21 protein-coding genes are annotated in these 25,283 nt (G+C 69.7%); 15 read left to right on the plus strand and 6 right to left on the minus strand.

Features of this window, described 5'->3' with window-relative positions:
- Positions 1 to 272 precede the first annotated feature (272 nt).
- Together G6O68_RS23320 and G6O68_RS23325 are read right to left on the minus strand one after the other, a co-directional pair.
- The gene (locus G6O68_RS23320) at positions 273 to 713 is read right to left on the minus strand and encodes a hypothetical protein (protein WP_165251058.1); all 441 of its coding nucleotides are present in this window, start codon (positions 711 to 713) and stop codon (positions 273 to 275) included.
- Between the two features lie 645 nt (positions 714 to 1,358).
- Positions 1,359 to 1,667, minus strand: coding sequence for a Rieske (2Fe-2S) protein (locus tag G6O68_RS23325; protein WP_165251059.1), 309 nt, complete (start codon positions 1,665 to 1,667; stop codon positions 1,359 to 1,361).
- Positions 1,668 to 1,800: 133 nt separating this feature from the next.
- Here G6O68_RS23325 and G6O68_RS23330 point away from each other — a divergent pair, with 133 nt between their 5' ends.
- The 12 genes from G6O68_RS23330 (at position 1,801) to G6O68_RS23385 (ending at position 13,858) form a co-directional block, all read left to right on the plus strand.
- Positions 1,801 to 2,751: an NHL repeat-containing protein gene (locus tag G6O68_RS23330; protein ID WP_240911470.1), complete on the plus strand. Its 951-nt coding sequence runs from the start codon at positions 1,801 to 1,803 to the stop codon at positions 2,749 to 2,751.
- A gap of 345 nt (positions 2,752 to 3,096) precedes the next feature.
- The gene (locus tag G6O68_RS23335) at positions 3,097 to 6,186 is read left to right on the plus strand and encodes a glutamine amidotransferase (protein WP_165251060.1); all 3,090 of its coding nucleotides are present in this window, start codon (positions 3,097 to 3,099) and stop codon (positions 6,184 to 6,186) included.
- The gene (locus G6O68_RS23340) at positions 6,183 to 6,734 is read left to right on the plus strand and encodes a HEAT repeat domain-containing protein (protein WP_165251061.1); all 552 of its coding nucleotides are present in this window, start codon (positions 6,183 to 6,185) and stop codon (positions 6,732 to 6,734) included. The genes G6O68_RS23335 and G6O68_RS23340 overlap by 4 nt, the downstream gene beginning before the upstream one ends.
- Positions 6,735 to 6,840: 106 nt before the next feature.
- Entirely contained in the window at positions 6,841 to 7,662 is an 822-nt protein-coding gene (locus G6O68_RS23345; protein WP_165251062.1) for a hypothetical protein, read from the plus strand.
- A gap of 71 nt (positions 7,663 to 7,733) precedes the next feature.
- Complete coding sequence (locus tag G6O68_RS23350; protein ID WP_165251063.1) at positions 7,734 to 8,309, plus strand: hypothetical protein; 576 nt, start codon at positions 7,734 to 7,736, stop codon at positions 8,307 to 8,309.
- Complete coding sequence (locus tag G6O68_RS23355) at positions 8,302 to 9,336, plus strand: AAA family ATPase (protein ID WP_165251064.1); 1,035 nt, start codon at positions 8,302 to 8,304, stop codon at positions 9,334 to 9,336. Before G6O68_RS23350 ends, G6O68_RS23355 begins: the two co-directional genes overlap by 8 nt.
- Positions 9,337 to 9,565: 229 nt before the next feature.
- The gene (locus tag G6O68_RS23360; protein WP_165251065.1) at positions 9,566 to 9,937 is read left to right on the plus strand and encodes a hypothetical protein; all 372 of its coding nucleotides are present in this window, start codon (positions 9,566 to 9,568) and stop codon (positions 9,935 to 9,937) included.
- 27 nt (positions 9,938 to 9,964) lie between these two features.
- Positions 9,965 to 10,876, plus strand: coding sequence for a DUF58 domain-containing protein (locus G6O68_RS23365; RefSeq protein WP_165251066.1), 912 nt, complete (start codon positions 9,965 to 9,967; stop codon positions 10,874 to 10,876).
- Complete coding sequence (locus G6O68_RS23370) at positions 10,873 to 11,010, plus strand: hypothetical protein (RefSeq protein ID WP_165251067.1); 138 nt, start codon at positions 10,873 to 10,875, stop codon at positions 11,008 to 11,010. Before G6O68_RS23365 ends, G6O68_RS23370 begins: the two co-directional genes overlap by 4 nt.
- Before the next feature lie 2 nt (positions 11,011 to 11,012).
- Positions 11,013 to 11,192, plus strand: a complete 180-nt coding sequence (locus G6O68_RS23375; protein WP_165251068.1) for a DUF7710 domain-containing protein — start codon at positions 11,013 to 11,015, stop codon at positions 11,190 to 11,192.
- A 155-nt stretch (positions 11,193 to 11,347) separates the two neighbouring features.
- On the plus strand, positions 11,348 to 11,716 hold the full coding sequence (locus G6O68_RS23380; RefSeq protein WP_165251069.1) for a hypothetical protein: 369 nt from the start codon (positions 11,348 to 11,350) through the stop codon (positions 11,714 to 11,716).
- Positions 11,717 to 11,731: 15 nt separating this feature from the next.
- Entirely contained in the window at positions 11,732 to 13,858 is a 2,127-nt protein-coding gene (locus G6O68_RS23385; protein WP_165251070.1) for a vWA domain-containing protein, read from the plus strand.
- Positions 13,859 to 14,099: 241 nt separating this feature from the next.
- Here G6O68_RS23385 and G6O68_RS23390 read toward each other — a convergent pair whose 3' ends face one another.
- Positions 14,100 to 15,860 (minus strand): response regulator, encoded by a 1,761-nt coding sequence (locus tag G6O68_RS23390; protein WP_165251083.1) that lies wholly within the window; start codon positions 15,858 to 15,860, stop codon positions 14,100 to 14,102.
- A 194-nt stretch (positions 15,861 to 16,054) separates the two neighbouring features.
- Here G6O68_RS23390 and G6O68_RS23395 point away from each other — a divergent pair, with 194 nt between their 5' ends.
- Positions 16,055 to 16,612, plus strand: coding sequence for an isochorismatase family protein (locus G6O68_RS23395; protein ID WP_165251071.1), 558 nt, complete (start codon positions 16,055 to 16,057; stop codon positions 16,610 to 16,612).
- 48 nt (positions 16,613 to 16,660) lie between these two features.
- Here G6O68_RS23395 and G6O68_RS23400 read toward each other — a convergent pair whose 3' ends face one another.
- Positions 16,661 to 18,802: a hypothetical protein gene (locus tag G6O68_RS23400; RefSeq protein ID WP_165251072.1), complete on the minus strand. Its 2,142-nt coding sequence runs from the start codon at positions 18,800 to 18,802 to the stop codon at positions 16,661 to 16,663.
- A gap of 464 nt (positions 18,803 to 19,266) precedes the next feature.
- The gene (locus G6O68_RS23405) at positions 19,267 to 21,033 is read right to left on the minus strand and encodes an RNA polymerase sigma factor (protein WP_165251073.1); all 1,767 of its coding nucleotides are present in this window, start codon (positions 21,031 to 21,033) and stop codon (positions 19,267 to 19,269) included.
- 839 nt (positions 21,034 to 21,872) lie between these two features.
- Between G6O68_RS23405 and G6O68_RS23410 the strand changes: the two genes are divergently transcribed.
- Entirely contained in the window at positions 21,873 to 23,513 is a 1,641-nt protein-coding gene (locus G6O68_RS23410) for a hypothetical protein (RefSeq protein ID WP_240911471.1), read from the plus strand.
- 51 nt (positions 23,514 to 23,564) lie between these two features.
- Entirely contained in the window at positions 23,565 to 24,035 is a 471-nt protein-coding gene (locus G6O68_RS23415; RefSeq protein ID WP_165251074.1) for an SMI1/KNR4 family protein, read from the plus strand.
- 318 nt (positions 24,036 to 24,353) lie between these two features.
- Here G6O68_RS23415 and G6O68_RS23420 read toward each other — a convergent pair.
- A partial coding sequence (locus G6O68_RS23420) for a DNA integrity scanning protein DisA nucleotide-binding domain protein (protein WP_240911472.1) occupies positions 24,354 to 25,283 on the minus strand: 930 nt, incomplete at its 5' end.

Raw genomic sequence — 25,283 nt, forward strand, 5'->3', positions numbered from 1 at the left:
GGCGAAGCACACCGGTGTTATCGGCCTGCGGTCGGCTTGTCTTGAGCGACGTGACCATCGAGAAGGCTCGCCGTTCGTCGGGTCGAGCCGCATCCGAATCCCCCGCCCGTCGACCGGGACCTCGATCAGGTCGTCGGGCCCGGCCTCGAGCTCCGGGTGGAGGCAATTCATCGGATCCTCGCGATCCCGGGATCGTCGGCGGGAGGCTCCGGCCAGACCTCGCCCTCGTCTCGGAGGATGGGTCGGAAATCGATTCACCCGCCGACGCACCTTCAATCGAGGTGGATGGACCGCTCCGCGTCGTCCGACCCGCCAAAGGCGTCCAGCGGCGCGAGCGCGGTCCCCACGGCCGACCCGATCAATGCGCCCACCAGGGCCCCCGCCGCCGCCCCGATCAGCATGTGCATGAACAGGAACAGGAGGGGGGCGAGGACGACGACGGCGGGCCTGGCGAGCATCTCGCTCCGAAGGCCGATCCACAAGCCCGCGACGCCCCCGAGCGCGGTGTAGCTGACGACCCCGCCGACCACGCTCCCCGCGACGATCCGGTCGGGCCCCCACCGCCCGGCGATCCAACCGCCGGCGATTGGCCCGCCGAGGAAGAGCGAGAGATAGACGAAGGGGACCGCCAAGAGGGGTGAAGCCAAGAACACCGCGACGACGGCTACGACGACCATCATCGATTTCAGGCTCCAGCGAACCGGCAGAGACATGAACTTCCTCCAAGACCGCGACGTCGACGATCACCCCGCCCGCGGAAACCGCGTGGCCTCAAATCACACCTCTCCACCCCCCGCATCGTGTTCGGCCCGTAGGCACGAGCGTCGGCCTCCATGGCGAAAGCCCTTCGCCCACATGGTCCAGGCCCCTGCGATCGGGCCAATTCCGCCGTCGGTCCCGCGCCCTCCGCCGCGCCCCGGGCTTTCACGCCCCTCTCGACGGCCCATCCTCTTCCCTCGGAGGCTTGGGACGCAGGCCAGGAGCCACCCCCCGACCAGGGTGCCGCTCGCCCCTCCCGTGATTCCGTAGATGCAAAGACATACGAATACCACCCTGTAATTCGGGTGACGTGATCGAACGATTGACCCTTCCATCAGGCAGAAGACGACTCCCAACAAGAGGTGCGCGATAACGCCCCCCGTGATGCTCCCCCTCAAGACCGGCCCCGCCCCCTTCCCCCTCTCGAACCAGACGCCGAGAAGCGATCCGACGCAGCAAAGCAGCAAGCAACCGGCGATTGCCACGACGGGCCAGCGCACGCACACTGCGACGATGGCCACGAGGACCATCATCTCCTTCAGGCTCCAGCGGAAGCGCCAGCTCACGATCGCCCCCCTCCCGGATGGGAACCCCGCCCATCACCCCAGCCGGGCCTGCACCTCGCCGTCGGCCACGCGGCTCTCGACGACGTGCGCGGAGTGTCCCGGCATGGTGGTGCAGCGGCCGTCGCGGAGGCGGAAGCGCCAGCGGTGGAGCGGGCAGAGGACCTCGCCCTCCTCGATCCAGCCCGAGCCGAGCGAGCCGCCGGCGTGCGGGCAGCGGTCGAAGAGGACGACGACCGAGCCGCCGTCGCGCAGGACCGCCAGGCGCGTCCCGTCGACCTCGACCGTCCGCCCGGCCCCATCCGGCACCTCGTCCGCCCGGCACAACGACCGCCACTCGCCCATCCGACCCGCCCCCGCCACGCCGCGATTCCGGCCCGAGGCGAGAACCTAGGACTTGCGTCCGAGGCCTCGCCGCCAGTAGATTCTAGCAGGCGTGCGGCGTCGGCGTGACGACTCGGCGAGGAAGGGCGGGCGCGTGAAGCGGCGGTCGGGACCGGATCGAGGCTGGGGCCTGCGGCTGTCATGCGTCGCGATCGCCTGCGCGGTCGCGTGCGTCGCGGCCGGCTGCGACGCCGATGAGGCCCCGGCGCCCGACCTGGTCTGGGGGGTCCACGGCCGCAACCCCGGGCACCTGCAGAAGCCCCGCGTGGCGGCCTTCGACGCCGAGGACCACCTCTACGTCGCCGACCTGACCGACCGCATCCAGGTCTTCGACCGCGACGGAAAATACCTGCGCGGGTGGCACACGCCCGACTTCAACGTCGACGGCCCCAGCGGCCTGACCGTCGACCGTTACGGCCGGCTGCTCGTGGCCGACACGCACTTCTACCGCATCCTGGTGTACGACGCCGAGGGGAAGCTGCTGTTCCAGATCGGCGACGGCGTGCAGGGGACCGAGCCCGGCCGGTTCGGCTACCCGACCGACGTGGTGATCGACCGGGCGGGCAACTTCTACGTCTCGGAGTACGGCGAGAACGACCGCATCCAGGTCTTCTCGCCGGAGGGGAAGTGGCTCCGGCAGTGGGGGGGCCACGGCTACGAGCCCGGCGAGTTCCTCCGCCCCCGCGCGATGGCGATCGACGAGGCCGACCGGATCTACGTCGCCGACAGCTGCAACCACCGCATCCAGGTCTTCGACGTGGAGGGAAACCTCCTGCGGGCCTGGGGGACGCGGGGCGCGGGGCCCGGCCAGATGAGCTATCCTTACGACCTGTCGCTGACCCCGGACGGGAATCTGATCGTCTGCGAGTACGGCAACAGCCGCGTCCAGAAGTTCACCCGCGAAGGCGAGCCCCTGGCCATCTGGGGCCGCGCCGGCCGCGGCCACGGCGAGCTGAACAACCCCTGGGCCCTGGCCGTCGACTCCCAGGGCGAGGTCTCGGTGATCGACTCGAACAACCATCGCGTGCAGAGATTCCGGATGTGAACGGCGGAGGAGGACGAACGACCGCTCGATGAGGGTCTCAAAGTCCTTCCCCCCCTGGCGGGGGAAGGTGGCCGAAGGCCGGATGAGGGGGAAGACGAGCAAGAGCGCCGCCGGAGAATCAGCCGGGAAGGCCGTCGCCAATCGTCCTTCTCCCCTCGTGGGAGAAGGTAGCCGAAGGCCGGATGAGGGGGGCGTCTCGAAAACCGTCGCTGCCTCGCCTCGTCCGCCTGGATGGTCCCCCTCATCCGGCCCTGCGGGCCACCTTCCCCCACCAGGGGTGAAGGAGAGAAAGAATCGGCTTCGAGCGACGCGGGGTCTCGGGGTTCAACGGAGGGCGCGCGGAGGATGCTGGGAAACCTCTCGATCAGCTTCGGCCGGCCGATCTGGCTGGTCCTGATCCCGCTGATCCTGGTCCCCTTGATCGCGATGGGCCGGGGCGGCCTGTCGGGCATGGGCCGGGGGCGACGGGCGCTGGCCATCCTGCTACGCGCGGCGGTCGTCACGCTGATCGTGCTGGCGCTGGCCGAGCTCCAGTCGGTGCGGCGGTCGGACCGGCTGACGACGATGTTCCTGATCGACGCCTCGCAGAGCATCCCCCGCGAGCAGGAGCGCGCCGCGCTCGAGTACGCGGCCGAGGCCTCGAAGAGGCGCCGGAAGGACGACCTGGCGGGGGTGGTCGTCTTCGGCGCGAGCCCGCGCGTGGAGGTCCCGCCGGCCCCCAGCGAGCTGAACCTGCTGGGGATCGAGTCGACGATCGACGCCGAGAACACCGACGTCGCCGCCGCCCTCAAGCTCGCCCTGGCCTCGTTCCCCGAGGACACGGCGCGGCGGGTGGTGGTCCTCTCGGACGGCAACGAGAACCGGGGGAGCCTGCTGGAGCAGGCGCTCGCCGCCAAGGCGCTAAACGTCCAGGTGGACGTGGTGCCGATCGAGTACAGCTACGACCGCGAGGTGCTCGTCGAGAAGGTGTCGATCCCCCCCGACGTGAAGAAGGGGGAGACGGTCAACATCAACGTCGTCGTCCGCGCCAGCGAGCCCACCACCGGCTCGCTGCAGATCTTCCAGAAGGCCGACGGCCACACCGGCGTCGCCGTCGGCAACGAGAAGCCGACGCCCGTGGAGCTGAAGCGCGGGATCAACGTCTTCACGCTCAAGCAGCTGATCACGGAACCGAACTTCTACACGTTCACCGCCGAGTTCACCCCCGACGCCGGTTCGGGCGACCGTCGCGCGATCAACAACGTGGCCGAGGGCTTCACCCACGCCCGGGGCAAGGCCCAGGTGCTCCTGATCGAGGGGACCGCCGGCGAGCACGCCGAGCTGGTGCAGGCCCTCCGCGAGAAGGAGATCGAGGTCCGCACGCTGACCGCCCCCCGGATCGACGGCTCCGGCGGCGTCGGCGGCGACGCCCTGCCGACCGACGTGGCCCAGCTCCGCCCGTACGACTGCGTGATCCTCGGCAACGTCCCCAAGGAGGCGTTCACCGAGACCCAGCACGAGCTGCTGGCCTCCAACTGCCACGACCTGGGCGCGGGCCTGATCATGCTGGGGGGCCGCGACAGCTTCGGCGCCGGCGGCTGGATGAACACGCCCGTCGAGAAGGCCCTGCCGGTCGACATGCAGATCAAGGCGCTCAAGGTCCAGGGCCTGGGGGCGATGGTCCTGATCATGCACGCCAGCGAGATCCCCGAGGGAAACTACTGGCAGAAGGTCGTCGCCAAGGCCGCCATCAACGCCCTGTCCAGCTACGACTACGCCGGCATGCTCCACTGGGAGGGCCAGGAGGCCTGGCTGTTCACCCTGCGGCCGATCGGGACCGGGCGGCCCAGCATGCTCCGCGCCATCGACCGCATGACCCCCGGCGACATGCCCGACTTCGACCCCTCGCTCGTCAAGGCGATGACCGGCCTGAACGCCGTGCGCGACGCCATGTCCAAGCACATCGTCATCATCAGCGACGGCGACCCCACCCCCCCCACGCCGGGCGTCCTCAACCAGCTCGCGGCCAGCAAGATCACCGTGACCTCGGTCCTCACCGCCGCGCACGGCAACGACCCCGGGGCGACCTCGACCATGCAGAACATCGCCCGCCGCACCAAGGGGCGGTTCTACAACGTCACCAACCCCCGCGCCCTGCCGCAGATCTATCAGAAGGAGGCGCGGACGATCTCGCGCCCCCTGATCTTCGAGCGCGAGGCCCCCTGGCTCCCCGCGATGCAGAGCCCCGTCACCGAGCCCGTCATGGGCCTGGAGGGCGAACTCCCCGGGATCTCCGGCCTGGTGCTGACGTCCCTCAAGGAGAACGAGCTGGTCGAGGCCCCGATCCTCTCCCCCCTGCCCACCGGGCAGGTCAACCCGATCCTCGCCCACTGGACCTACGGCCTGGGCCGGTCGGTGGCGTTCACCTCCGACGCCGGCCGCCGCTGGGCGCGGTCGTGGCCGGAGTGGGAGGGCTACGCCGCGTTCTGGTCGCAGGTGGTGCGCTGGGCCATGCGGCCCGCCGACCAGGGCGAGCTGACCCTGACCGTCCGCCGCGAGGAAGGCCGGATCAAGGTCGTCGTCGACGCGCTCGACAAGGAGGACCAGTTCCTCAACTTCCTCCAGATCCAGGGCAACATCGTCGACCCCGACCTGAAGGCCGCGCCGATCACCCTCAGCCAGACGGCCCCCGGGCGATATGAAGCGACCGTCGAGGGCGCCGACCGCCGGGGCAACTACTTCGTGAACCTCGGCTACCGGGGGGCGGGCCAGACCCAGGGGGTGATCTCCAGCGGCGTCTCCGTCCCCTACTCCGACGAGTACCGCGAGCTGCGGTCGAACCCGACGACCCTCCAGACCGCCGCAAGCCTGACCGACGGCGTCGAGGTGACGTGGAAGACCACGCCCGACGGCCGGATCGACCTGGCGCGCACCCTCGACGGCGTCGACCACTTCCGCCGCGACCCGGGCCTGACCATCCCCCGGGCCTTCCGCCCGCTCTGGCCGGTTCTCCTCTGGTCGGCCGCCCTGCTCTTCCTGGGCGACGTCGCCGTGCGCCGGATCGCCGTCGACTTCGGCCGCGTCCGCCGCCGGATCGCCGAGGGCTGGCGGCAACTCCGCGGCGAGGAGGTCGAGGTCCGCGGCGACTACCTCGACAAGCTCAAGTCCCGCAAGGCCGAGGTCGGCGAGCAGATCGACCGCTCCCGCTTCGCCAACCAGTTCCAGGAGTCCGACGCCCCTCCGCCCGCCGAGGGCGCCGCCGCCCCCCCGACCACCGGCCCCGCGTTCGACCGCCCCCGCCCCGAGCGCCCCGCCGCCCAGCCCGGCCCCGGCCTCGCCCCCGAGGCCGCCAAGCCCGACGAGGCCGGCTACACCAGCCGGCTCCTCAAGGCCAAGAAGAAGGTCTGGGAGGAGCGGGAGAAAGAAGACGGTAAAGACCAGGGCGGTAAGCCATGACGACCCAAGCCGGCACGTCTCCGCTGCCGATGGATTGCGAATCGCTGATCCATCGGCTCGATTCGAGCGACCCGAAGCTCGTCGGCCAGGCCGCGTTCGCCCTGGCCGACTCGGGGTGCATCGAGGCCGCCCCCCGACTGCTCCAGATGCTTCACGAGGACGACCCCGCCACGATGGGCTCCCTCGCCTACGCCCTGGGAGAGCTTCACGTCCAGGAGGCCACACCTCGGCTGCTGGAACTCATGAAGGACCCCAGGACCAGGGGCTCGCGAGGGAGCCTCATGTACGCCTTGATGAACCTGGACTGCAACGACGACTACGAGGACATCCTCGACTTCACTCGCGACGACTTCTGGGAGGTGCGGCAGAAAGCCCTGATCATCCTCGACGCGATCGCACCCTTCCAGAGCACGGATGCCTTGATCTCGGGTCGGGCGCGGCTGCTCGGTCGGCTTGAAGACGCTTCGCTCCACGACGAGATCAAGTCGCATCTCGCGGAGGCCGTCGAGGCGCACGACTTCGAATTGAGCAGGCGTGAGTTTGGGTAGGGTGGGCACCGCCCACCTCTTCGAGCCGGACGCGGTGGGCGGTGCCCACCCTACCCAGGTTTGAGAGACGAGATGTCTGGGCCCGCGAGGAAAGGTGGAGGGAGAGATGACGGCAGCGATCGGGGGAGCCTGGCTCTACGACGTCATCGGCCGGCCGCGGGCCTTCGGGAGCTTCGTCTTCATACCGACCCCGATGGAAATCGAGGAGCCTTGCGGGATGGTCGAGTTCTTCCTGGACGACCGCATAGCCGAGGATCGACCCGCCGCCTTCGACGGACTCGACGCCCCCAACTGGGTCGCTCTCTGGGCCCGGTCGCGGATCCCGGCCGCGTTCGGCTGCTGGCCCGCGCTCGCGTACGATCAGCTGGACTTCCACGAGCGGATCTTCGTCGAGGGGACGACGACTCGACTCGTCGACGCGACGTTCCTCGCCGTCGGAGGCCGCGGCGATCGGGGTTTCTTCCAGGCCTATCCGTTCGCGCTGACGGACGTGGCAGGCCATGAAGACGGGTTCGGCGACCCGGACTACGATTGGCTCAACTGCTGCGATGGGGGAACGCTACGCAAGGTCGGGTTGCAATTCGGCGCAGCCGTGACCGACCGGGACGTCAGGGCGAGGATCGCCGCCGACTTCTGGAGCCTGCTCCTCGACGAACCGGGCGACCTGCGAGGCTTCAGCTACTGGTACACCGACGACGCCTGTGACTACGTCGTGTTCCGGAAAGCGGGATGCGAACGCGGCGCCTTCTACGACGTCGCCGCCTATCAAGCAGGTTACGATTCGCCCGAACTCGACGAATGGGACGACCACCTCGGCGACCCGACACGCGAAGGCGAAGCCGAATGTGAAGAATGCGGTGGCAGCGGCGAAGAGAGCTTCTGCCCCGCGGGCGGACCTTGCCCGGCATGCGACGGCCGCGGCCGGTAGGCCAAATTACGACACGAAGATCCCGCCGAACCTGGAACCGCCCGATGTCCCCGACGAACGGAAGCCCGAAATTGACGAGGGAAGAGCTGATCGCGATCGTCCGGAAGCTCCAGGCCGGGGAGGAAACCTCCGAGGCCGCGCAGGCCGCGGACCTGGAGGCCCTGGCCGAGAACTTCGAGCACCCCGCCCCGTCGGACCTCCTGTACTGGCCGGACGACGTGCCGGGCTTCGGCAAGGAGGAGCCGACCGCCGAGGAGATCGTGGACTTCGGGCTCTCGTATCAGCGTCGATTGATACCACGCGAGGACCTGGTCAAGCTCGTGCAGGCGAATATGGACAGCTACAAGGCGTGGACGACCAAGCTGGACGCCGACCAGTTCTACCTGATGAGCGAGAACCTCAAGGGCTACGAGGTCAACCACCTCTGCCTCTGGGGCCGCCGGCGCGGCCTGGGCGCGGCCGAGCTGGTCGACCTGGCGCTGGGGGGCGGCCTCCGCGACGACCCCGACTTCCAGGCGAGCCTGGCGGCGACCCGGCCCGACGAGGACGACGCGGAGGAGCCGCCGGATCGAGACGGACTCGCGAGATTGCCGGACGAACACCTTGATCCCCAGGGAAACGACGAGAGGAGCCCCGCCGATGGCTGACGAAGCGACCGCGAACGGGTCGGACATGGAGGCGCGGGCCCAGGAGTTCCGCGACCGCTACAATCAGGTGAAGGCCGAGATCGCCAAGGTCATCGTCGGCCACGACGACATCGTCCACGGCGTCTTGACCTGCCTGTTCGTCGGCGGCCACGCGCTTTTGGAAGGCGTGCCGGGCCTGGGCAAGACGCTGCTGGTGCGGACCCTGGCCGACGCCCTCTCGCTGGACTTCAACCGCATCCAGTTCACCCCCGACCTGATGCCGGCCGACGTCATCGGCACGAACATGGTGGCCGAGACCTCGGAAGGCCGCCGGGTCTTCGAATTCCAGCGCGGGCCGATCTTCTCGCAGATCGTCCTGGCCGACGAGATCAACCGCGCCACGCCCAAGACCCAGTCGGCCCTGCTGGAGGCCATGCAGGAGCACTCCGTCACCGTCGGCGGGACGATGCACCGGCTCAAGGAGCCGTTCTTCGTCATGGCCACCCAGAACCCGATCGAGCAGGAGGGGACGTACCCGCTGCCGGAAGCCCAGCTCGACCGCTTCCTGTTCAAGCTGGTCGTCGGCTACTCCACCCGCGACGAGCTGGCGACGATCCTCGACCGCACGACCCGCCGCGACAACCCGAAGGCCGAGAAGGTCCTCGACGGCGACGACCTGATGCGGTTCCAGCGCCTCGTCCGCGAAGTGATCCTCGCGCCGCACGTCCAGGACTACGCCATCCGCCTGGCCCTGGCCACCCACCCCGAGGGCCCGTTCGCCGCCGCGGTGACGAACCAGTACGTCCGCTGGGGCAGCAGCCCGCGCGGCGTGCAGACCCTCGTCCTGGCGGCCAAGGTGCGCGCCCTGCTCGACGGACGGTACAATGTGTCGTTCGAAGACCTCCGCCGCGTGTACCTCCCCTCGCTCCGCCACCGGGTCCTCCTGAACTTCGAGGCCCAGGCCGAGGGGATCAGCCCCGACGAGGTCCTCCTGAAGGTCCTCGACGCCGTCCCCGAAAAGGCCGAAACCCCCGCCGCCGTGGCGTGAGTGGAGGGCTTGAAATCCTTCCCCCCTGGCGGGGGAAGGTGGCCCGAAGGGCCGGATGAGGGGGTGGACGAGCACGAAAGCCGCCTGGAGGATCGCGCGGTCTCGAACGCCGTCGCTTCTTGGAGTCGTCAGCCTGGATGGTCCCCCTCATCCGCCCCTCCGGGGCACCTTCCCCCACCAGGGGGGAAGGGGAGACAAGAACCAAAGACGAACACTGAAAGCCACCGCGATGCACGACGTCTACGACCCGCCGCCGATGCCGGAGATCGACTGGGAGAAGCCCGGGCGCGAGCCTTTGATCATCTCGCGTGGGGACGTGGTCTGCCTGGCGACGCTCTGCCTGGGGCTGTTCGCGGCCGGCGCGTTCTTCTGGAGGACGGAGCCGATCCTGGCGATCGTCGCGGCCGGCGCGGGGTCGCTGATCGTGCTGGAGAGCTGGCTCACGGCCCTGGCCTTCTTCCACCGCAGCCCGCCGCTCAGCCTGAGGGCCCGGTGGACCGTCTTCCTCGCCGCGATCCTCCCCTGGATCGTGGGCGTGACGGCGGCCGTCGCGTTCATACTCGGCCTGTTCTGGGCCTCGGACCGGTTCCTCTCGCTCTGATCGAAGATCGCCACCGGGAGCCCGACCATGCCCGCCGAAGCCGGCCCGACCACCTCGACCCAGACGCCCCTGCTGGACCCGGAGTTCCTCCACAAGCTGGAGCAGCTGGAGCTGGTCAGCCGGAAGATCATCGTCGGGCGGCTGAAGGGGGAACGCAAGAGCCGGCGCAAGGGGACCTCGGTGGAGTTCGCCGAGCACCGCCAGTACGCCTCGGGCGACGACCTGCGGCACATCGACTGGAACGCCTTCGGCCGGCTCGACAAGCTCTTCCTCAAGCTGTTCCTGGAAGAGGAAGACCTGCACGTCCACACGCTCGTCGATTCGAGCCTGTCGATGGGCTTCGGCGAGCCGACCAAGCTGCACTACGCCAAGCAGGTCGCCGCGGCGTTGGCGTTCGTGGGCCTGGTGAACAACGACCGGATCATCCTGGAGACGTTCGCCTCGCGCCTCCAGGCCGGCATCCCGAACATCCGGGGCCGGTCGCAGATGTGGCGGATCGTCCAGTACCTGGAACGCCTGCGCCCCTCCGGCGAGAGCGACCTCACCGCCGCCGCCCGCGACTTCGCCCTCCGCCAGGGGGGCAAGGGCGTGGTCGTCGTCATCTCCGACTTCCTCGACAAGCGCGGCTATGAAGACGCCCTGCGATACCTATTGGCCCGCAAGATGGACGTCTTCGTCATCCACGTTTTGAGCCGAGAGGAGGTCGAGCCCGAGCTGGTCGGCGACCTCCGCCTGGTCGATTGCGAGGACGACGAAGAGGCCGACGTCACCATCAGCGCCCCGCTCCTGAAGCGGTACAAGGAGAACCTCGACGCCTTCGTCGGCGGCCTCCGCGACTACTGCACCAGGCGCGGGATCACTTACGTCTTCACCACGAACCAGTACCCCTTCGACAAGCTCGTGCTCAACTACCTGCGCGAGCGTGGGCTCCTCAAATGAACCGCTTCTGGATCACGAACCCGGCCGTCTTCTACACCCTCGGCGGCCTGCTCGTCGCCTACGTCCTCTACATGATGATCGCCCGCCGCAAGGGGGAACGCCCCGAGCACGCGGGACGCGAGCCGGAGCTGTGAAGGTGGAAACCGTCTGGGTCTTCATGGGCGAAGGCGCGAGCCATCCGGCCGGGGTCTTCGCCGACGAAGGCTCGGCGCGGCTCTGGATCCGCAATCACGGCCTGACGGGGATCCTGACCGAATACCCGCTCGGACGAGGCGTTTACGACTATGCGATCGAGCGGGGATGGTTCCGTCCGTAGTCCCCCTCGCACGGCGAGGCCAGCTTCATCGGTCGGTTCTCGAGCGCGTATCTGAGCCATATCCATTTCGAGGGGGGCCTCGACGAGACAGGCCTCGACCCGGACGCCTGATCCATCGGCCGCTTGGATGTCTCGTCTTCCCCAGGAGCCTTGCCGTGGATCCGCGAGAATTCGTAGCCTCGCTCAAGACGTCCATCCAGGAGGTGGTCGATTCGGAAGTGTCGCAGATGGGGAGCCGGATCCCGTCCGAGATCCCCGACGGGCCGAGCCGGTTCGCGTACCTGGATCGGTTCGCCGCGTGGTTCCAGAAGCTGGCCGACGCCGACAAGGAGACGGCGCGCGACCTCCTCCGCTTCACGGCCGAGGGGGGCCTGTTCGCGACGCTGACCTACCTCGACAACCTCGCGACCCTGGTCCCCGGCCAGGGCCGATTCGAACTCTGGCACGTCGCCGACGGCGACCGACGGCTCCTCAACGATCCGGACGGCGACCTGCTCATCGACCTCTTCAACGACTTGCCCTAGCACGGGAGGGCGTCCATGCCCGGGAACTTCTTCAGCCGACTCGGCTCGCTCCAGTTCAACCCGCCGCTCGGCTGGCCGGCGTGGGGGCTTCTGGCGCTGGTCCCGGCCGGGATCGTCGCGCTGTACTTCCTCAAGCTGCGGCGGCGGCCGGTGCAGGTCGCCAGCACCTTGCTCTGGCGGAAGAGCCTGGAGGACCTGCACGTCAACAGCCTGTTCCAGCGGCTGCGACGGAACCTGCTTTTGTTCCTGCAGCTCCTGGTCGCGGCGCTGGCGATGCTCGCGCTGGCGGGGCCGCAGATGAAGGGGGCGGCGGGCCAGGGGCGGCGGTTCGTCCTGATGGTGGACGCCTCGGCGAGCATGTCGGCCGTCGACGATCCGGGGGGCCCCAGCCGGCTCGACAAGGCCAAGGAAGAGGCCCGCAAGGTCGTCCGCGACATGCAGGGGGACGACCTGGCGATGGTCGTCTCGTTCGCCGACACCGCCCGCGTCGTCTCCAACTACAGCGGCGACCGCGGCCTGCTGCTGCGCCGGATCGACTCCATCGGGCCCACGCAGGGGACGACCTCGCTCCGCGAGGCGCTCCAGGTCGCGGCCGGGCTGGCGAACCCGTCCAAGCAGATCGGCGAGGGGGTCGTCGCGACGACGGCCCTGATGACCCCCAAGCTGTTCATCTACACCGACGGCGGCTTCCCCGACGTCGAAGGCTTCAGCCTCGGCAACCTGGAGCCCGAGGTCGTCGTCATCGGCCCGCCGCCCCCGCCCTACTCGCCCCCCGCCGACGGCGCCCCGCCGGCCGACCGCGCCGGGGCCGGCTCGGGCGACCCCTCGAACAACGTCGCGATCCTCGCGCTGCAGGCCCGGCGCGTCGAGGAGAAGGCCGACCTCCACCAGGTCTTCGGCCGGGTCCGCAACTACCGCGACGAGCCCGTGACGACCGAGGCGCAGCTCGTCCGCAAGCGGCTGGATCGGCCGGGCGAGGACGGGGGGCTCGTGGACGCCGTGGCGCTCGAGATCCCCGCCCGGGGCGAGCAGGCCTTCCAGTTCGACGTGCCCGAGCCGGGCGTCGCCTCGTTCGAGGTCCGGCTGACGGGCCAGGACGCCCAACCGCTCGACGACCGCGCCTACGTCGTCGTCGGCGACGCCCGCAAGGCCCGCGTGCTCGTCGTCTCGGCGAACGACCGCTACCTGATCGACGCCTTCAACACGCCGACGCTCGTCGAGAAGGCCGAGGCGGCCGTCGTCACGCCCGAGGAGGCGAAGGGGGAGGCCGTCGCCCGCGACCTGAAGGGCGGGCGTTACGACCTCGTCGTCTTCGACGGCTGGCGGCCCGACGAGCCCCCCGAATCCAACGCCCTCTACCTCGGCGTCTTCCCCCCCGGCCCCGAGTACGCCTCGCCCCGAGACGTCGAGAGCCCGGCGATCCTGGACTGGAACGTCGGCCACCCGATCATGCAGTACGTCCGCGACCTCTCGCTGGTGTACGTCGCCAAGGCTAAAGTGGTCGACCCGCTGCCGCCCGCCGCCGTCCCGCTGATCGAGGGCGATTCCGGCGCCCTGGCCTTCGTCGTCCCGCGCGGGGGTTTCCTCGACGCGGTGGTCGCGTTCCCGCTCATCGACGGCCAGACGCCCAACACCACCTGGTTCCGCTACATCAGCTTCCCGCTCTTCCTGTTCAACGCCGTGCAGACGCTGGGCGGGGCCCGGACCGGCGAGGACCCCGCGCTCGCCGCCCCCAACCGGCCGATCGTCGTCCGCGCCGAGACGTCCGACCCGACGATCCAGGTCGCCCCGCCCGACGGCTCCGCCCCCCGGACCCTCGCCCGAAACGCCCAGGGCGCCTTCGTGGACGACGCCGCGACGACGACCGGCCTGTACGAGGCCCGCTGGACCGGCGGCGCGGCCCCGTTCGCCGTCAACCTGTTCGACCCCCGCGAGAGCGACCTCGCCACCCGAGGCCTCGTCCCCGCCGGGACCCCCGAGAACCGCGCCGAGGCCTACAAGATCAAGATCGGCTACAACCCCGTCGAGGGCGCCCGCACCGCCCCCGACGCCCGACGCGACTGGTGGAAGCTCGCCGCCCTCGCCGCCCTCGCCGTGCTGGCGGTCGAGTGGTACATCTACAACCGGCGAATCTACATTTGATTGGATCTAATCATCCTTCCCCCCTGGCGGGGGAAGGTGGCCCGAAGGGCCGGATGAGGGGGAAGACCAGCAAGAAAACCGACGGAGAATCCTTCGGGCCGGATGAGGAGGCGACGAGCAGGAAGGCCGTCGCGTCCTCGCAAAGTCCGCCTTGATGGTCCCCCTCATCCGGCCCTGCGGGCCACCTTCCCCCACCTGGGGAGAAGGGGAGACATGCGGATCCCACGCCGTTGAACAGCGATCAGTCGGATCCGTCGAGCGGCGGGGGCGGCGTCGGGTCGGCGGGCTTGGGGACGCCGTCGACCTCGGGGCGATCGCCGCGCTGGGTGTGGAGGGCCTGCTCGACGGCCTCCATCAGGCGGTCGGAGCGGAATGGCTTGTAGAGGACGGTCTGCAGGCCCTCCTGGCGGGCCTTGACGATGGAGTGGGTCGGGTCGTAGCCGAAGCCGGTCATGAGGATGACCGGGGTGTCGGGCTGGACCTCGCGGAGCCTCTTGAAGATGGCGTAGCCGTCCAGGTCGGGGAGGCGAATGTCGGCCAGGGCGGCGGAATAGGCCTCCTGGCGGGCGAGGGCGACGGCCTCGCGGGCGTCGCGCGCGGTCTCGACGACGGCGCCCTGCATGCCCAAAAGCTGGTGGGCGGAGCGTCGGATGGCCTCGTCGGCGTCGACCACCAGGATCCTCGCCCCGGCGAGCCGCGCGGCCGGGGGCGGCGTGATCCGGTTGGTCGGCGGCGGGGCGATCGTCGAGCCCACCTTCTGGATGATGCCGCGGATCTCGCGGGCCCGGTAGAGCAGGTGCCGGAGCCGCGCGATGACGTCCTCGTCGTGGCCGGCGTAGCGGTCGAGGACCGTCACGGCGTCGGTGATCACGTCGTCGAGCGGCAGGGCGACCTCGCGGCTGATCGCCTGGACCGAGGCGTTGGCGGTGCTCGCCTTCTCGGCCTGGAGCAGCTCCAGCGTGTTCAGAGCCGAGGCGACGTTGCGGCCGTAGATCTCCAGGAACTGGCGGTCGCGGTCGTCGAAGGAGTCGGTGTGGGGGCTCTCGACGTTCAGCGTGCCGATGACGTTGCCGTGGTAGATCAGCGGGACGGTCAGCGAGCTTCGCGCGTTCTCGGCGCCCTCGATGTAATAAGGGTCCTTGGTGGTGTCCGGGCAGAGGTAGCTCTGGCCGGTGGCCGCGACCAGGCCGGTCACCCCCTGCCCCTCCTTGGCGACCGACAGCTCGCGGCTGGCGGCCAGCGGGGTCATCCCCTCGGTCAGCAGCGGGACCAGGCGGTTGCTCGCGCGGTCGACCAGGCGGATCTCGATGAAGTCCAGGCCCATCAGGTCCTTCATGTGCCGCGCGATGTTGTACTTGAGGAGGTCGGTGCGCTCCTCCGCCCCCATCTGCGACAGCTCGTCGGGCGTGAGGTCGGCCAGCTCGTCGCCCGCCTGGGCGATGGCGTTGACCTTGAGCTGCTGCTGGGTCTCGTCGGTGATCTCGCGGGTCAGGGCGATCAGGTGGGTCAGCACGTGGCGGGCGTCGAAGACCGGCGTGACCGTGACCTTCAGGTAGCGGTTGTTGCGGACCTTCAGCACCGTGCTCGACGGCCCGCGCGAGGCCACCGAGGTCGTGAACGGGCAGGGCTCGGGGCCGAGGATCTCGGCCTCGGCGAAGGCCTGGTAGAACCGCGTCCCCACGGCCTTGTCGGCGTCGCCGGCGAACGACAGGAACTCGGGGTTCGCCCAGATGATCCGCAGGTCCGGGTCCACCACCGCCACGCCGTCGGCGATCGCGTCGAGGATCTCCTCCGCCTGGATGATCATCCCCACCCAGCGCGCCGCGGCGAGCTGCGAGGCGTCGACGTAGACCCCCTCGAACCGGCCGTCGCGCAGGAGCGAGAGCGCCCGGGAGATCGACCGGACCGAGACCAGCTCCACGGAGTCGCCCAGGCCGTCGAGGATCGCCTGGCCGTGCGCCGCTTCCCGCTCGATGACAAGAACGCGAGGCTTCTCGGCCACGTTGGTCAACCCAATGCTTCTAATTACGGAGGCGGCGGAGAGGTCCGGCGGATGCGGCGACGAGACCGGGAGAAGGGTGTCCGTGCGGGCGATCCTCAGTCATCCTAATCCCGCGTCCTCCCGCGAGCAAGCCGCAGCCGCTAGACTGGACGACGTCCGCCGCACCCCTGACGAAGCCGACAGGAGCCCCTCCCATGCGCGCCACCCAACGCCTCACCGCCCCCCACGGAGCCCTGCTCGTCGTCGACGTCCAGGAGAAGCTGGTCGCCGCCGTCGCCGACGGCCCGAAGGTCGTCGCCAACGTCGTCCGGCTGGTCCGCGGCGCGCGGCTTTTGGACGTCGCCGTCCAGGCCACCGAGCAGTATCCGAAGGGCCTCGGCCCGACCGTCCCGACGCTGGCCGAGCTGATCCCCGAGCGGCCCTCCAAGCTGACCTTCGCCTGCTGCTCCGCGCCGCAGGTCCTGGAGCAATTCTACGGCCGACTCGTCCGCCACGTGACCCTCGCCGGCCTGGAGGCCCACGTCTGCGTCGCCCAGACCGCGCTCGACCTGCTCGACCTGGGCTTCCGCGTCCAGGTCCCCGCCGACGCCGTCGCCAGCCGCAACCCGTTCGACCGCGACGTCGCCCTCCGCCGCCTGGAGTCTGCCGGCGCCACGATCACCACCACCGAAGCCGCCCTCTTCGAATGGTGCGCCACCGCCGACCGCCCCGAGTTCAAGGCCCTCAGCGCCCTGGTGAAAGGGCCGATCTGAGCCGGACGCGACCCTGCTTCGCCCCGGCCCCCCGCGAGTCGCCGGCCGTCAAAGCGCCCTCCCCCGCTCGACCTTCATCCAACGGTCGGTCGTCAGGTTCAGGGCGCCGCCGCTGTCCTGGTAGGCGTACACGGCGATGTAGGCGTCGGCCGCGACCTCCGCCGCGGTGAACTCGATCTCCACGTCGAAGTCGCGGGTGGCCGCAAATCCGACGGGAGGCTTGAGGGTCAGGACCTTCTGGATCGTCTCGTTCTTCCGCACCTGGATGTAGCGGTCGCCGGCACCGTCGGCTGCCCATGCGACCATGCCCCGCACCCGATACACGCCGGGACGCCTGGGATAGACTCGTTCCTCGTCGGAGGAGGCGTCGTGCATCGCCATCGTGTCTTCGACTTCGCCGTTGAACTCGACGGCGACGGTCGCGCCGGAGGCCGCCGACGGGGCGTCGTCCGCCGTGACGTGGCACACGTCCCGGTGGAAGCCGAACTCCCGCGCGGCCAGGTGGCCGATGCTCTCGCAATCGTCATGGAGCGTGAGCGGACGACGGGACGTCGGATTGAACGCGAAGCTCGTCCCGTCCTCCTTGTGGGCGAGGAAGCCGTATTGCATCTTCGGGGGTAGGGAGACGAACGGGCGGGTGATGCGCCTGGGAAGGCCGCCGGACCACGTGACGGAGGTCGAGCCGTTGGTCAGCGTGATCGTCCTGACCTCTTTCGAGGTCGTGTGCCATTCGTCCGCGTAATCGCCGCTCGCGTCCCCTTCCGGGCGGCCGCTGGCCGCCGTCGCGGAGTCGTCGTTGTTGTCGGCGGAGAACGTCGCGGTGTAGGTCCCCGTGTAGCCGGTCCACGGGAACTGCATCGTCGCCCCGGTGGCGCCCGGCCCCGGCCAGGCCGGCGAGGCGTCCGGGTTCTTCGGATCGTACATGTCGTCGCCGAGCAGGTAGAAACCCTGCCGGTCGATGGCGCGGCAGGCGTCGAGCGTCACGCCCTCCAGGCCGTCGTCGTTGTTGGCGAACAGCAGCCAGCCGGCGTGGGCGTCTTGTTTATAGTGGGGACCGGGGTCGCCGGCGTCGATGTGGATGTCGTTGTAGCCGGGGTTGATCGCCGTGCAGCCGACGAACAGACAATCCCCGTGCTTCCACAGGTCGCTGTGCCCGCCCACGATGAAGCCGCTCATGCCGCAATTCTCGGCCGTCACGCCGACCACCTTATAGTCTTGCCCGGCCCCGGCGAGCTTGAGGCCCACGCTCCCGCAGTTGAAGATATGCCCGCCGAGGAAAGTGACCTTCTTGTTGCTCCAGTTCCCCCCGCCGCCGCTGAAATCGACGCCCTGATCCACGTTGGAGACCCGGGGGTTGATGAGGGTCACGGCGTCGTTGCCGCCTCCGGCGATCCCGCGCGTCCGCATGTTCGGATAGGCTTTAACCGTCGATCCGTGATAGTCGCGAGGTTTGAAGCCCGACGCGGTGTAATAAGTGCCGTTGCCGAGCAGGTCGCGGACGACGAGGTTGGAGAAGGTGCAGTTGAAGCAATCCTGGATGCGGACGCCTTCCACCACGTCGTCGACCACGAGAAAGCGGGGATCGACCGGATCGACGCTGGAGTCGTGGAATAGGCCGTCGTGGACGTAGACGTCCTCGAAAACGCTGTCCTTGCAGCCGAGGAAGTTGGCGTAGGCCAGCATGCCCTGGCCGGTCAGCTCGACGTTCCTGACCCGGTGGCCCGACCCGCCCTGAATGTTGAGCCCTCGCGAACCTTCGCGGGAGCCGACGTTCGGGCTGTCGCCGGTGTGGATGTAGAGGCCGTCGATGCGGACCTGCTCGCAGTCCCGGAAGCGGAGGGTCTGGCTGTCCGGGGCCGGCGCGATGTTCTTGAGACGCAGGCGCCTGATCCAGGGGCGCTTGACGCCGGTGTACTGGATGTCGTCACCGGAGCCGTAAAGCCTGTCGCCGCCGTCGACATATCCGCCGGCGGCGATGGCCGCGTCGATCGCGGCCATGACGGCGGCGCGATCATTGGCGACGCCGTCGCCGGTCGCGCCATAGTTCATCGGGCTGAAGGCCGAGCCGGCGCCGAGATCGGAAGCGGCCGCGTCCGGTACCCTGGCCGCGGCCTGCGGGGCCTGCGCCTGGAGCAGGGTCAGCGACACGGCGAGGCAGGCGAACAGCGTCGCGACAGCAAAGGCGCGCATGGCACTCCAACCTTTCCAGCAGTGACCCATCCGTCCAGGATGCCCCATCGGCAGAGCGGTGCCAGCGAAAGAGCTTGATGTCACGAATCGAGACGGCGTTCGCCTCGCGTGCGACGCCGGTTACGGCATTTCCCGGATGGCTGTCGGCCTCGCCCCGGTCTCAGAACGCTGTATTGCACACGTGCCGAATCCCCCCTGTCCAGTGGGTAAGCGGAGAAACGGGCGCGTCCGGCTGGCCGGGGAAGTGGCAAGTCGGTCCGTCGCCGATCGTCCTTCCCCCCTCGTGTGACAAGGTGGCCGAAGGCCGGCTGAGGGGGCGACGAGCACGAAAGCCGTCGGAGAAATCAGAGTCTGGGAAGGCCGTCGGGTCCTCGCGCCGTCCGCCTCGATGGTCCCCCTCATCCGCCCCTGCGGGGCACCTTCCCCCACCGAGGGGGAAGGGAAGACGGGCCGTGGCATCCCGATCACCTCGCGGCCGGCGCGTCGGCGTCGTCGATCGTCAGCATGACGCCCGGGAAATGCTCCCGGGCCCAGGTGATCAGCCTGCGGACGGCGGCGAGCCGATGCTTCGATTGCAGGACGCCCGGAGCTGTCGCCTCTTTCAGTCGTTGCATCTCGGCCTGCTCCTTCTCGGCCTCCAAAAGTTGCCGCCGAGATTCGAAATACAGTTGACTTTCGATTGATAGACCGGCCGATGCAGCCGATTCACCGTTGCGATCGAGCCACTGGTCGAGCGCCCTGAAATACTTTTCCTTCTCCACCTCCTTCTGGCCTCGAAGTTCAGCGCTCTCCGCGACCTTCCCCCTGCTCTCTCGATAAGGAGGTCTCAGGAGTTCGCTTCGCTTCAAGGCCTCCCCATGCCGGTGCTCGGCGTCGTCGAGCACCTTCTGCCCCGCGGTGCTCCGCTCCGAAGCCTCGTCCTCCATCTCCCGCAGCCGGGCCACCAGCACGCGGGCCGGGGCGATGGCGTCCTCGCGGAGGCTCTGGGCCTGGAGTTCGGAGACCATGTCATGGTCCTTGCCCAGGTAGTCCTCGATGATCCGGAACTTCCGGTACGCGCTCACCAGCTGCGCCTCGATCTCGCGCAGGCTCCGGGCATCGGTCAATGCGAGGGCGGACGGCTTGAGGCCGATCGCCTCGCCGACGCCCTTCACGGAGGAGTCCGGGGGCGACGACGAAGACGACGCGGCGGGAGCGGCGGCGGCCGGCTTCGCCACCTGGTCGAGGAGTCGATCGAGCTTCTGCTCGACATCGGCCAGGCGGCCCTCGACATCGGCGGCCGGCGCGGCGGGCTTCTCGGGCTCGGGCGGGGCCTGCGCCGGGGGCTGGGGCCTGGGCGGGTCGTCCTGGACCCCGGGGGCGTCGAACGACCCGGCGACGGCCAGGGCCCCGGCGGTCAGGCCGAGGCAGGCGAAGGCGAACCCGAGCGGCTTCCACGGCGAACTCGACATGGCGATGACTCCCTGGGCCAGGGCCGCGGCGGGCCACTGGGTGGTGGACGAGGACCAGAAGGCCGAAAGCCAGCCCGACAGCCCGGCGAACCGGCCGGCGGCGACCGTCGCCGCGACGAGCGACGGCGGGATGGATGCGACCGTCAGATCCGCCCGCAGCAAGGCGAAGGCCGCGGAGGCGTCGAGCCCCCGGCGCGACAGGCGGTCGTGCAGGATCGAGCGCGCCCGGGCCATCCGGCTCCGCACCGTGCCGACCGGCCAGCCCAGCTCGGCCGCCGCCTGGTCGTGCGTCCGACCCTTCAGGTAGCAGAGGACGAGCGGGGCGCGGTACTTCTCGGGCAGTCGGGCCAGCTCCCGGTCCAGCGTCTCGATGGCGTCGTCGGGAGCGGGGGGCTCGACGGCCGCCACCGAGACGCCCTCGCGATCCCCCTCGCGGGCCCGGCGCTTGAGGAGGTCGGAGCGGGCCCGCATCGCGACGCGGTAGGCCACGCCGTAGAGCCAGCTCGCAAGGGCGTCGCCGTCGCGGAGGTCCCCCCCTTTGCGGACGAGGACCAGGAACGTCGCCTGGAACGCGTCCTCCACGTCGGCCGGGTCGCGCAGGTAGCGTCGGCAGAGGGCCAGCACGGGCGGGCCGTGACGGTCCACGAGGGCCTCGAACGCCGACTCGTCCCGCTCGGCCCGATACCGATGCAGGAGCCGCGCATCCCCTCCCGGCGCGTCCACCCCGTCGCGGAGCAGCCGCTCGACCTCCCGACCCGCGCCTCGGTTTCCCCTCCTCATCACCGCCCCTCCCCTTCCCTTCCCGGAGGTTACTGCAACGAGCCCCGCCCCCAATCCCGGTTTCTCGGGTTTTCCGTCGGATTCTCTCGGCCGGTCGTTCCCAATCCCCGATCCCGGTGCACTGTGTCTTGAGGACTTCGCGACGCGGGCCGCCTCGACGCTGAAGCCAGGACGACGGGACGCCTGGCGCCCCATGCGAAACGCGCCGAACGAACCCAATTTTCCGCCGCCCCGGGCGCCTCCCAAGATGTTGACGACACGTTCTTTACAGCCGAGCCGACCGTCTCCCGAGGTGCGCGAACGAAGCCAATCGAAGCCGATTCTCCGCTCGGGATCGTCGACGACGGGCCCGGATCGCGGTGCCGCGACCTCCCCGAAGTCGCGACGCCCGCAGGATCGCCCCGACGGCCCGTCGCCGTCGGACGGCGAAGGCACGCTGGGTCCCACGGGTTCCCCGAACCCGTGGAACGGCGTCGGGCCGCTCCCGAGCCTTCGCCGAGATCCCCGGCCGGTCCAGGGGTTCTCCGAACCCGTGCACCCGAAAACCTTCCCTCTCGCCTTGGCGGAGTGGAGTGAAGAGTGTCGCGAAACACGCCGAACGAACCCAATTTTCCGAGGCCGACGACCGAACACAACCGACAACCAAACAAGGACTTAAAACCGACGAATCCGTTCCCGCCGCCGCGCGAACGAAGCCAATCGAAGCCGATCCTCTCGGCGAGGGACCCGGCGGATTCCCGCTTGCGATCGGCGGGGCCCGCGCCTAGACTGACAGGGACGGTTTGACGTTCGTCGGAGCACGGCCGGATTCGGATCTTCCAGAGTCAGGGGGACGGGCTATGGTCGGCTTGAAGGAGTTGGAGAGGCCGGTCGGGCGGGTCTTCCGCCGGCTGCGGTTCCAGCGCTTCCTGGGGGCGACGGTCTGGGCGTGGGCCGGGTCGTTCCTGGCGGCGGCGGTCGCGATCGGGGCGTTCAAGGCCCTGAACCGGCCCCTCCCCTTCCCCGACTGGGCCCCGTTCGCGGCGGCGACCGGGCTGGGGCTCCTGATCGCGGCGCTGGTCGCGCTGGCCACCGGGCCGAGCCGGCTGGACGCGGCGACGGCGCTGGACCGGGCCTTCCACCTCCACGAGCGGGTCAGCTCCGCCCTGACGCTGCCGGACGAGTTCCGCGACACCCCCGCCGGCCGGGCGCTCGTCGCCGACGCGGTCCGTCGGGTCGAGGCGATCGACGTGGCCTCGGCGTTCCGGTCCCGGCTGCCGAGGCGGGCGTGGGTCGCGGCGGTCCCGGCGCTCGTCGCGTTCGGCCTGCTTTTCGTCCCGGCCTGGACCCCCGGCTCGGTCCGCGCGTCGGCGTCGACCCGGGCCGTCGACCCGGCCGTCGTGGCGAAGCGGACGGAGAACCTCGCCAAGAAGGTGGCCGCCCGCCGCGAGGCGATCGACAAGGAGAAGTTCCCCGAGGCCGAGAACCTGCTGGCCGAGATCGAGAAGCGGTCGAACGAGCTGGCCAAGGCCCCCCCGGCGCAGAAGGACAAGCTGCTCGTCGAGATGAACAAGCTGAGCGACGCCCTGAAAGACCGGCAGAAGCAGCTCGGCACGCCGGAGCAACTGGCCAAGCAGCTCCAGCAGCTCAAGGAGATGGGCGAGAAGGGCCCGGCCGACCAGCTCGCCAAGGAGCTGGCCCGGGGCGACTTCGCCAAGGCCATGGAGCAGGTCAAGCAGCTGGAGGAGAAGCTCAAGTCCGACAAGCTCTCCGAAGGCGAGAAGAAGGCCCTGGAGAAGCAGCTCGGCGAGGCCGCCAAGAAGCTGGCCGACGCCGCCAACATGGCCGAGCGGAAGAAGCAGCTGGACGAGGCCCGCAAGAACGGCGGGCTCAACGAGGAGCAGTACCAGCGCGAGATGGAGAAGCTCCAGCAGCAGGCCCAGAACCTCCAGCAGCTCCAGAAGCTCGCCGAGAAGGTCGCCCAGGCCCAGGAGGCCATGAAGCAGGGGGACTCCCAGAAGGCCGCCGAGGCCATGGGCCAGGCCCGCGAGCAGCTCTCCGAGATGGCCAAGAACATGGAGGAGATGCAGGCGCTCGACGACGCCCTGGCCGAGGTCATGGACGCCAAGAACGGCATGTCCGAGGGCCTGAACCAGCTGGGCGAGGGGATGAACGGCATGGGCGACGGGTTCTCCGACCGCCGCAGCAACAATAACAACGCCCGCGGCCGGGGCCGGGGGGCGGGCGACCGCCCCGAGGCGGCCGACGACACGTCCACCTACAAGACCAAGACCGCCCAGCAGATCCAGAAGGGCAAGGCCGTCTTCCAGGGCTTCGGCGAGCCCGGCAAGGCCGTCAAGGGGGAGGCCCGCATCGACGTCCAGGCCGAGCTGGAGGCCGCCTCCGCCGGCGCGGCCGACGCCCTTTCCAACCAGCGGATCCCCAAGAGCGTCGAACGCCACGTCCGGTCTTATTATGATCAGCTCAACAAGGGGCGGTGACCCGCCGCCCCGATCCCCTCATCGCGCCCGAGACGAGACCGAGACCGAGACATGGAAGCGATCGACCAGTACATCGAGCGGCTGAGCGACCCGGCCGTCCGCGCCGAGCACCGCAGGCTGAACGCCGTCGGCGAGGCCGGCCCGGACGTCGACCACGGCCGGAGGGCGAACGAGAAGCAGGTGGCCGCCGCCGAGGAGGCCCTGGGCGTCCGCCTCCCCCCCAGCTACAAGAAGCTGGTGACGACCACCGAGCCCTACGACAACTACCCGATGTACTGGGTCCTGGGCTCCGACGTGTACGGCGGCGACGTGGTCTCGATCAACGACCCGGCCCTGAAGGCGGCCCCGCCCCACCTGATCACCTTCGTCGAGACCGACGACGGCGACGAGTTCTGCTTCGACACCCGCCGCCCCGACGCCCGGGGCGAGTACCCGATCGTCCGCTTCGACGGCGACGACGCCGAGCCGGTCGCCAAGGACCTCGGCGAGTTCCTCCTGGCGAAGCTCCCGAAGGCCCGCTGAACGACGACCGTTGATATCTCAACCCTTCCCCGCTCGCGGCGGAAGGTGGCCCGCAGGGCCGGATGAGGGGGGAGACGAGCACGGAGGCCGTCCGGAGAAACGGGCGGGCCGGCAAGCCGTCGCGAATCGTCCTTCTCCCCTCGTGGGAGAAGGTGGCCGAAGGCCGGATGAGGGGGAGACGAGCACGAACACCGTCGGAGAAATCAGCGGCTGGGAAAGCCGCCGCGTCCTCGCGCCGTCCGCCTGGATGGTCCCCCTCATCCGCCCCTCCGGGGCACCTTCCCCCACCTGGGGGGAAGGGAAGACGGGCGGGGTCTCTCAGAGCCCGTCGCTGTTGCGGCCCCGGGGCTTCTGGATGTCCAGGATCATCCGGCCCCGCTTGAAGATGGAGACGGTGCCGGTGGACTGGGAGACGCAGACCGAGAGCGCGGCGGTGGTCACGGTGATGGCCGCCCCCGCCTCGTGCCGCGTCCCCAGGCCTTGCGGGAGGGGTTCTTCCAGCTTGCCCCGGGGGGCCAGGTAGCGGGCGGCGCAGAGGACCACGCCGTCGCCCCGGACGACGTAGGCGCCGTCGACGGCCGAGAACTCCTTGATGGTCTCCTCCAGCCGGGGGTCCAGGATGTTCCGCTCCTCCTCGGGATAGCCGTGGAAAGGGTTGAACACCAGTTGATGGCTCTGGGCCAGGACCCGCTCGCAGTCGCCCACGACGAACAGGGCGCCCACCGGCCGGCCCTCGCGGCCCTCGACCCCCAGCTCGCTGGCGACGTTGAGGATCCGTTCGAAGACCGCCGGGCTCACGTCCGGCGGCAGCGGGTCGGCCGCGCCGGCGCTGAACAGCTCGATCTCGGTCCCCATGTCCAGGACCATGATCGTATCCAGGGTCCCCGATCGGTCGACCCCCGTCAGGCAGAGGATCCGGTCGCCGGCGTGCACCAGGTCCTCGGCCGCGGCGACCAGGGTGGCCACCTTCACCTGCCCGGCGCGGGTCATGGCGATGTCCGGGAGCTGGACGACCCGGCAGACGTCCTTCAGCCCGTCGGGCACGACGAAGTCGCACCGCCGCGAGACCAGGATGATCCGGAAGTTGACGTCGTCGATCAGCGAGCGGAGGTCCGCGTCCTCCTCGACGACGTCGGCGTGCAGCAGCACCACCCGCGCGCCGACCTCGCGGGCGATCGCGTGGGCGTGTCGGACCATGCTGCGCGTGAGCATCTTCATGGGGGCGGCCGTCGATTCGTCGGGGTCAGG

This window comes from Paludisphaera soli (genome assembly GCF_011064595.1).
Taxonomy (GTDB): Bacteria; Planctomycetota; Planctomycetia; order Isosphaerales; family Isosphaeraceae; genus Paludisphaera; species Paludisphaera soli.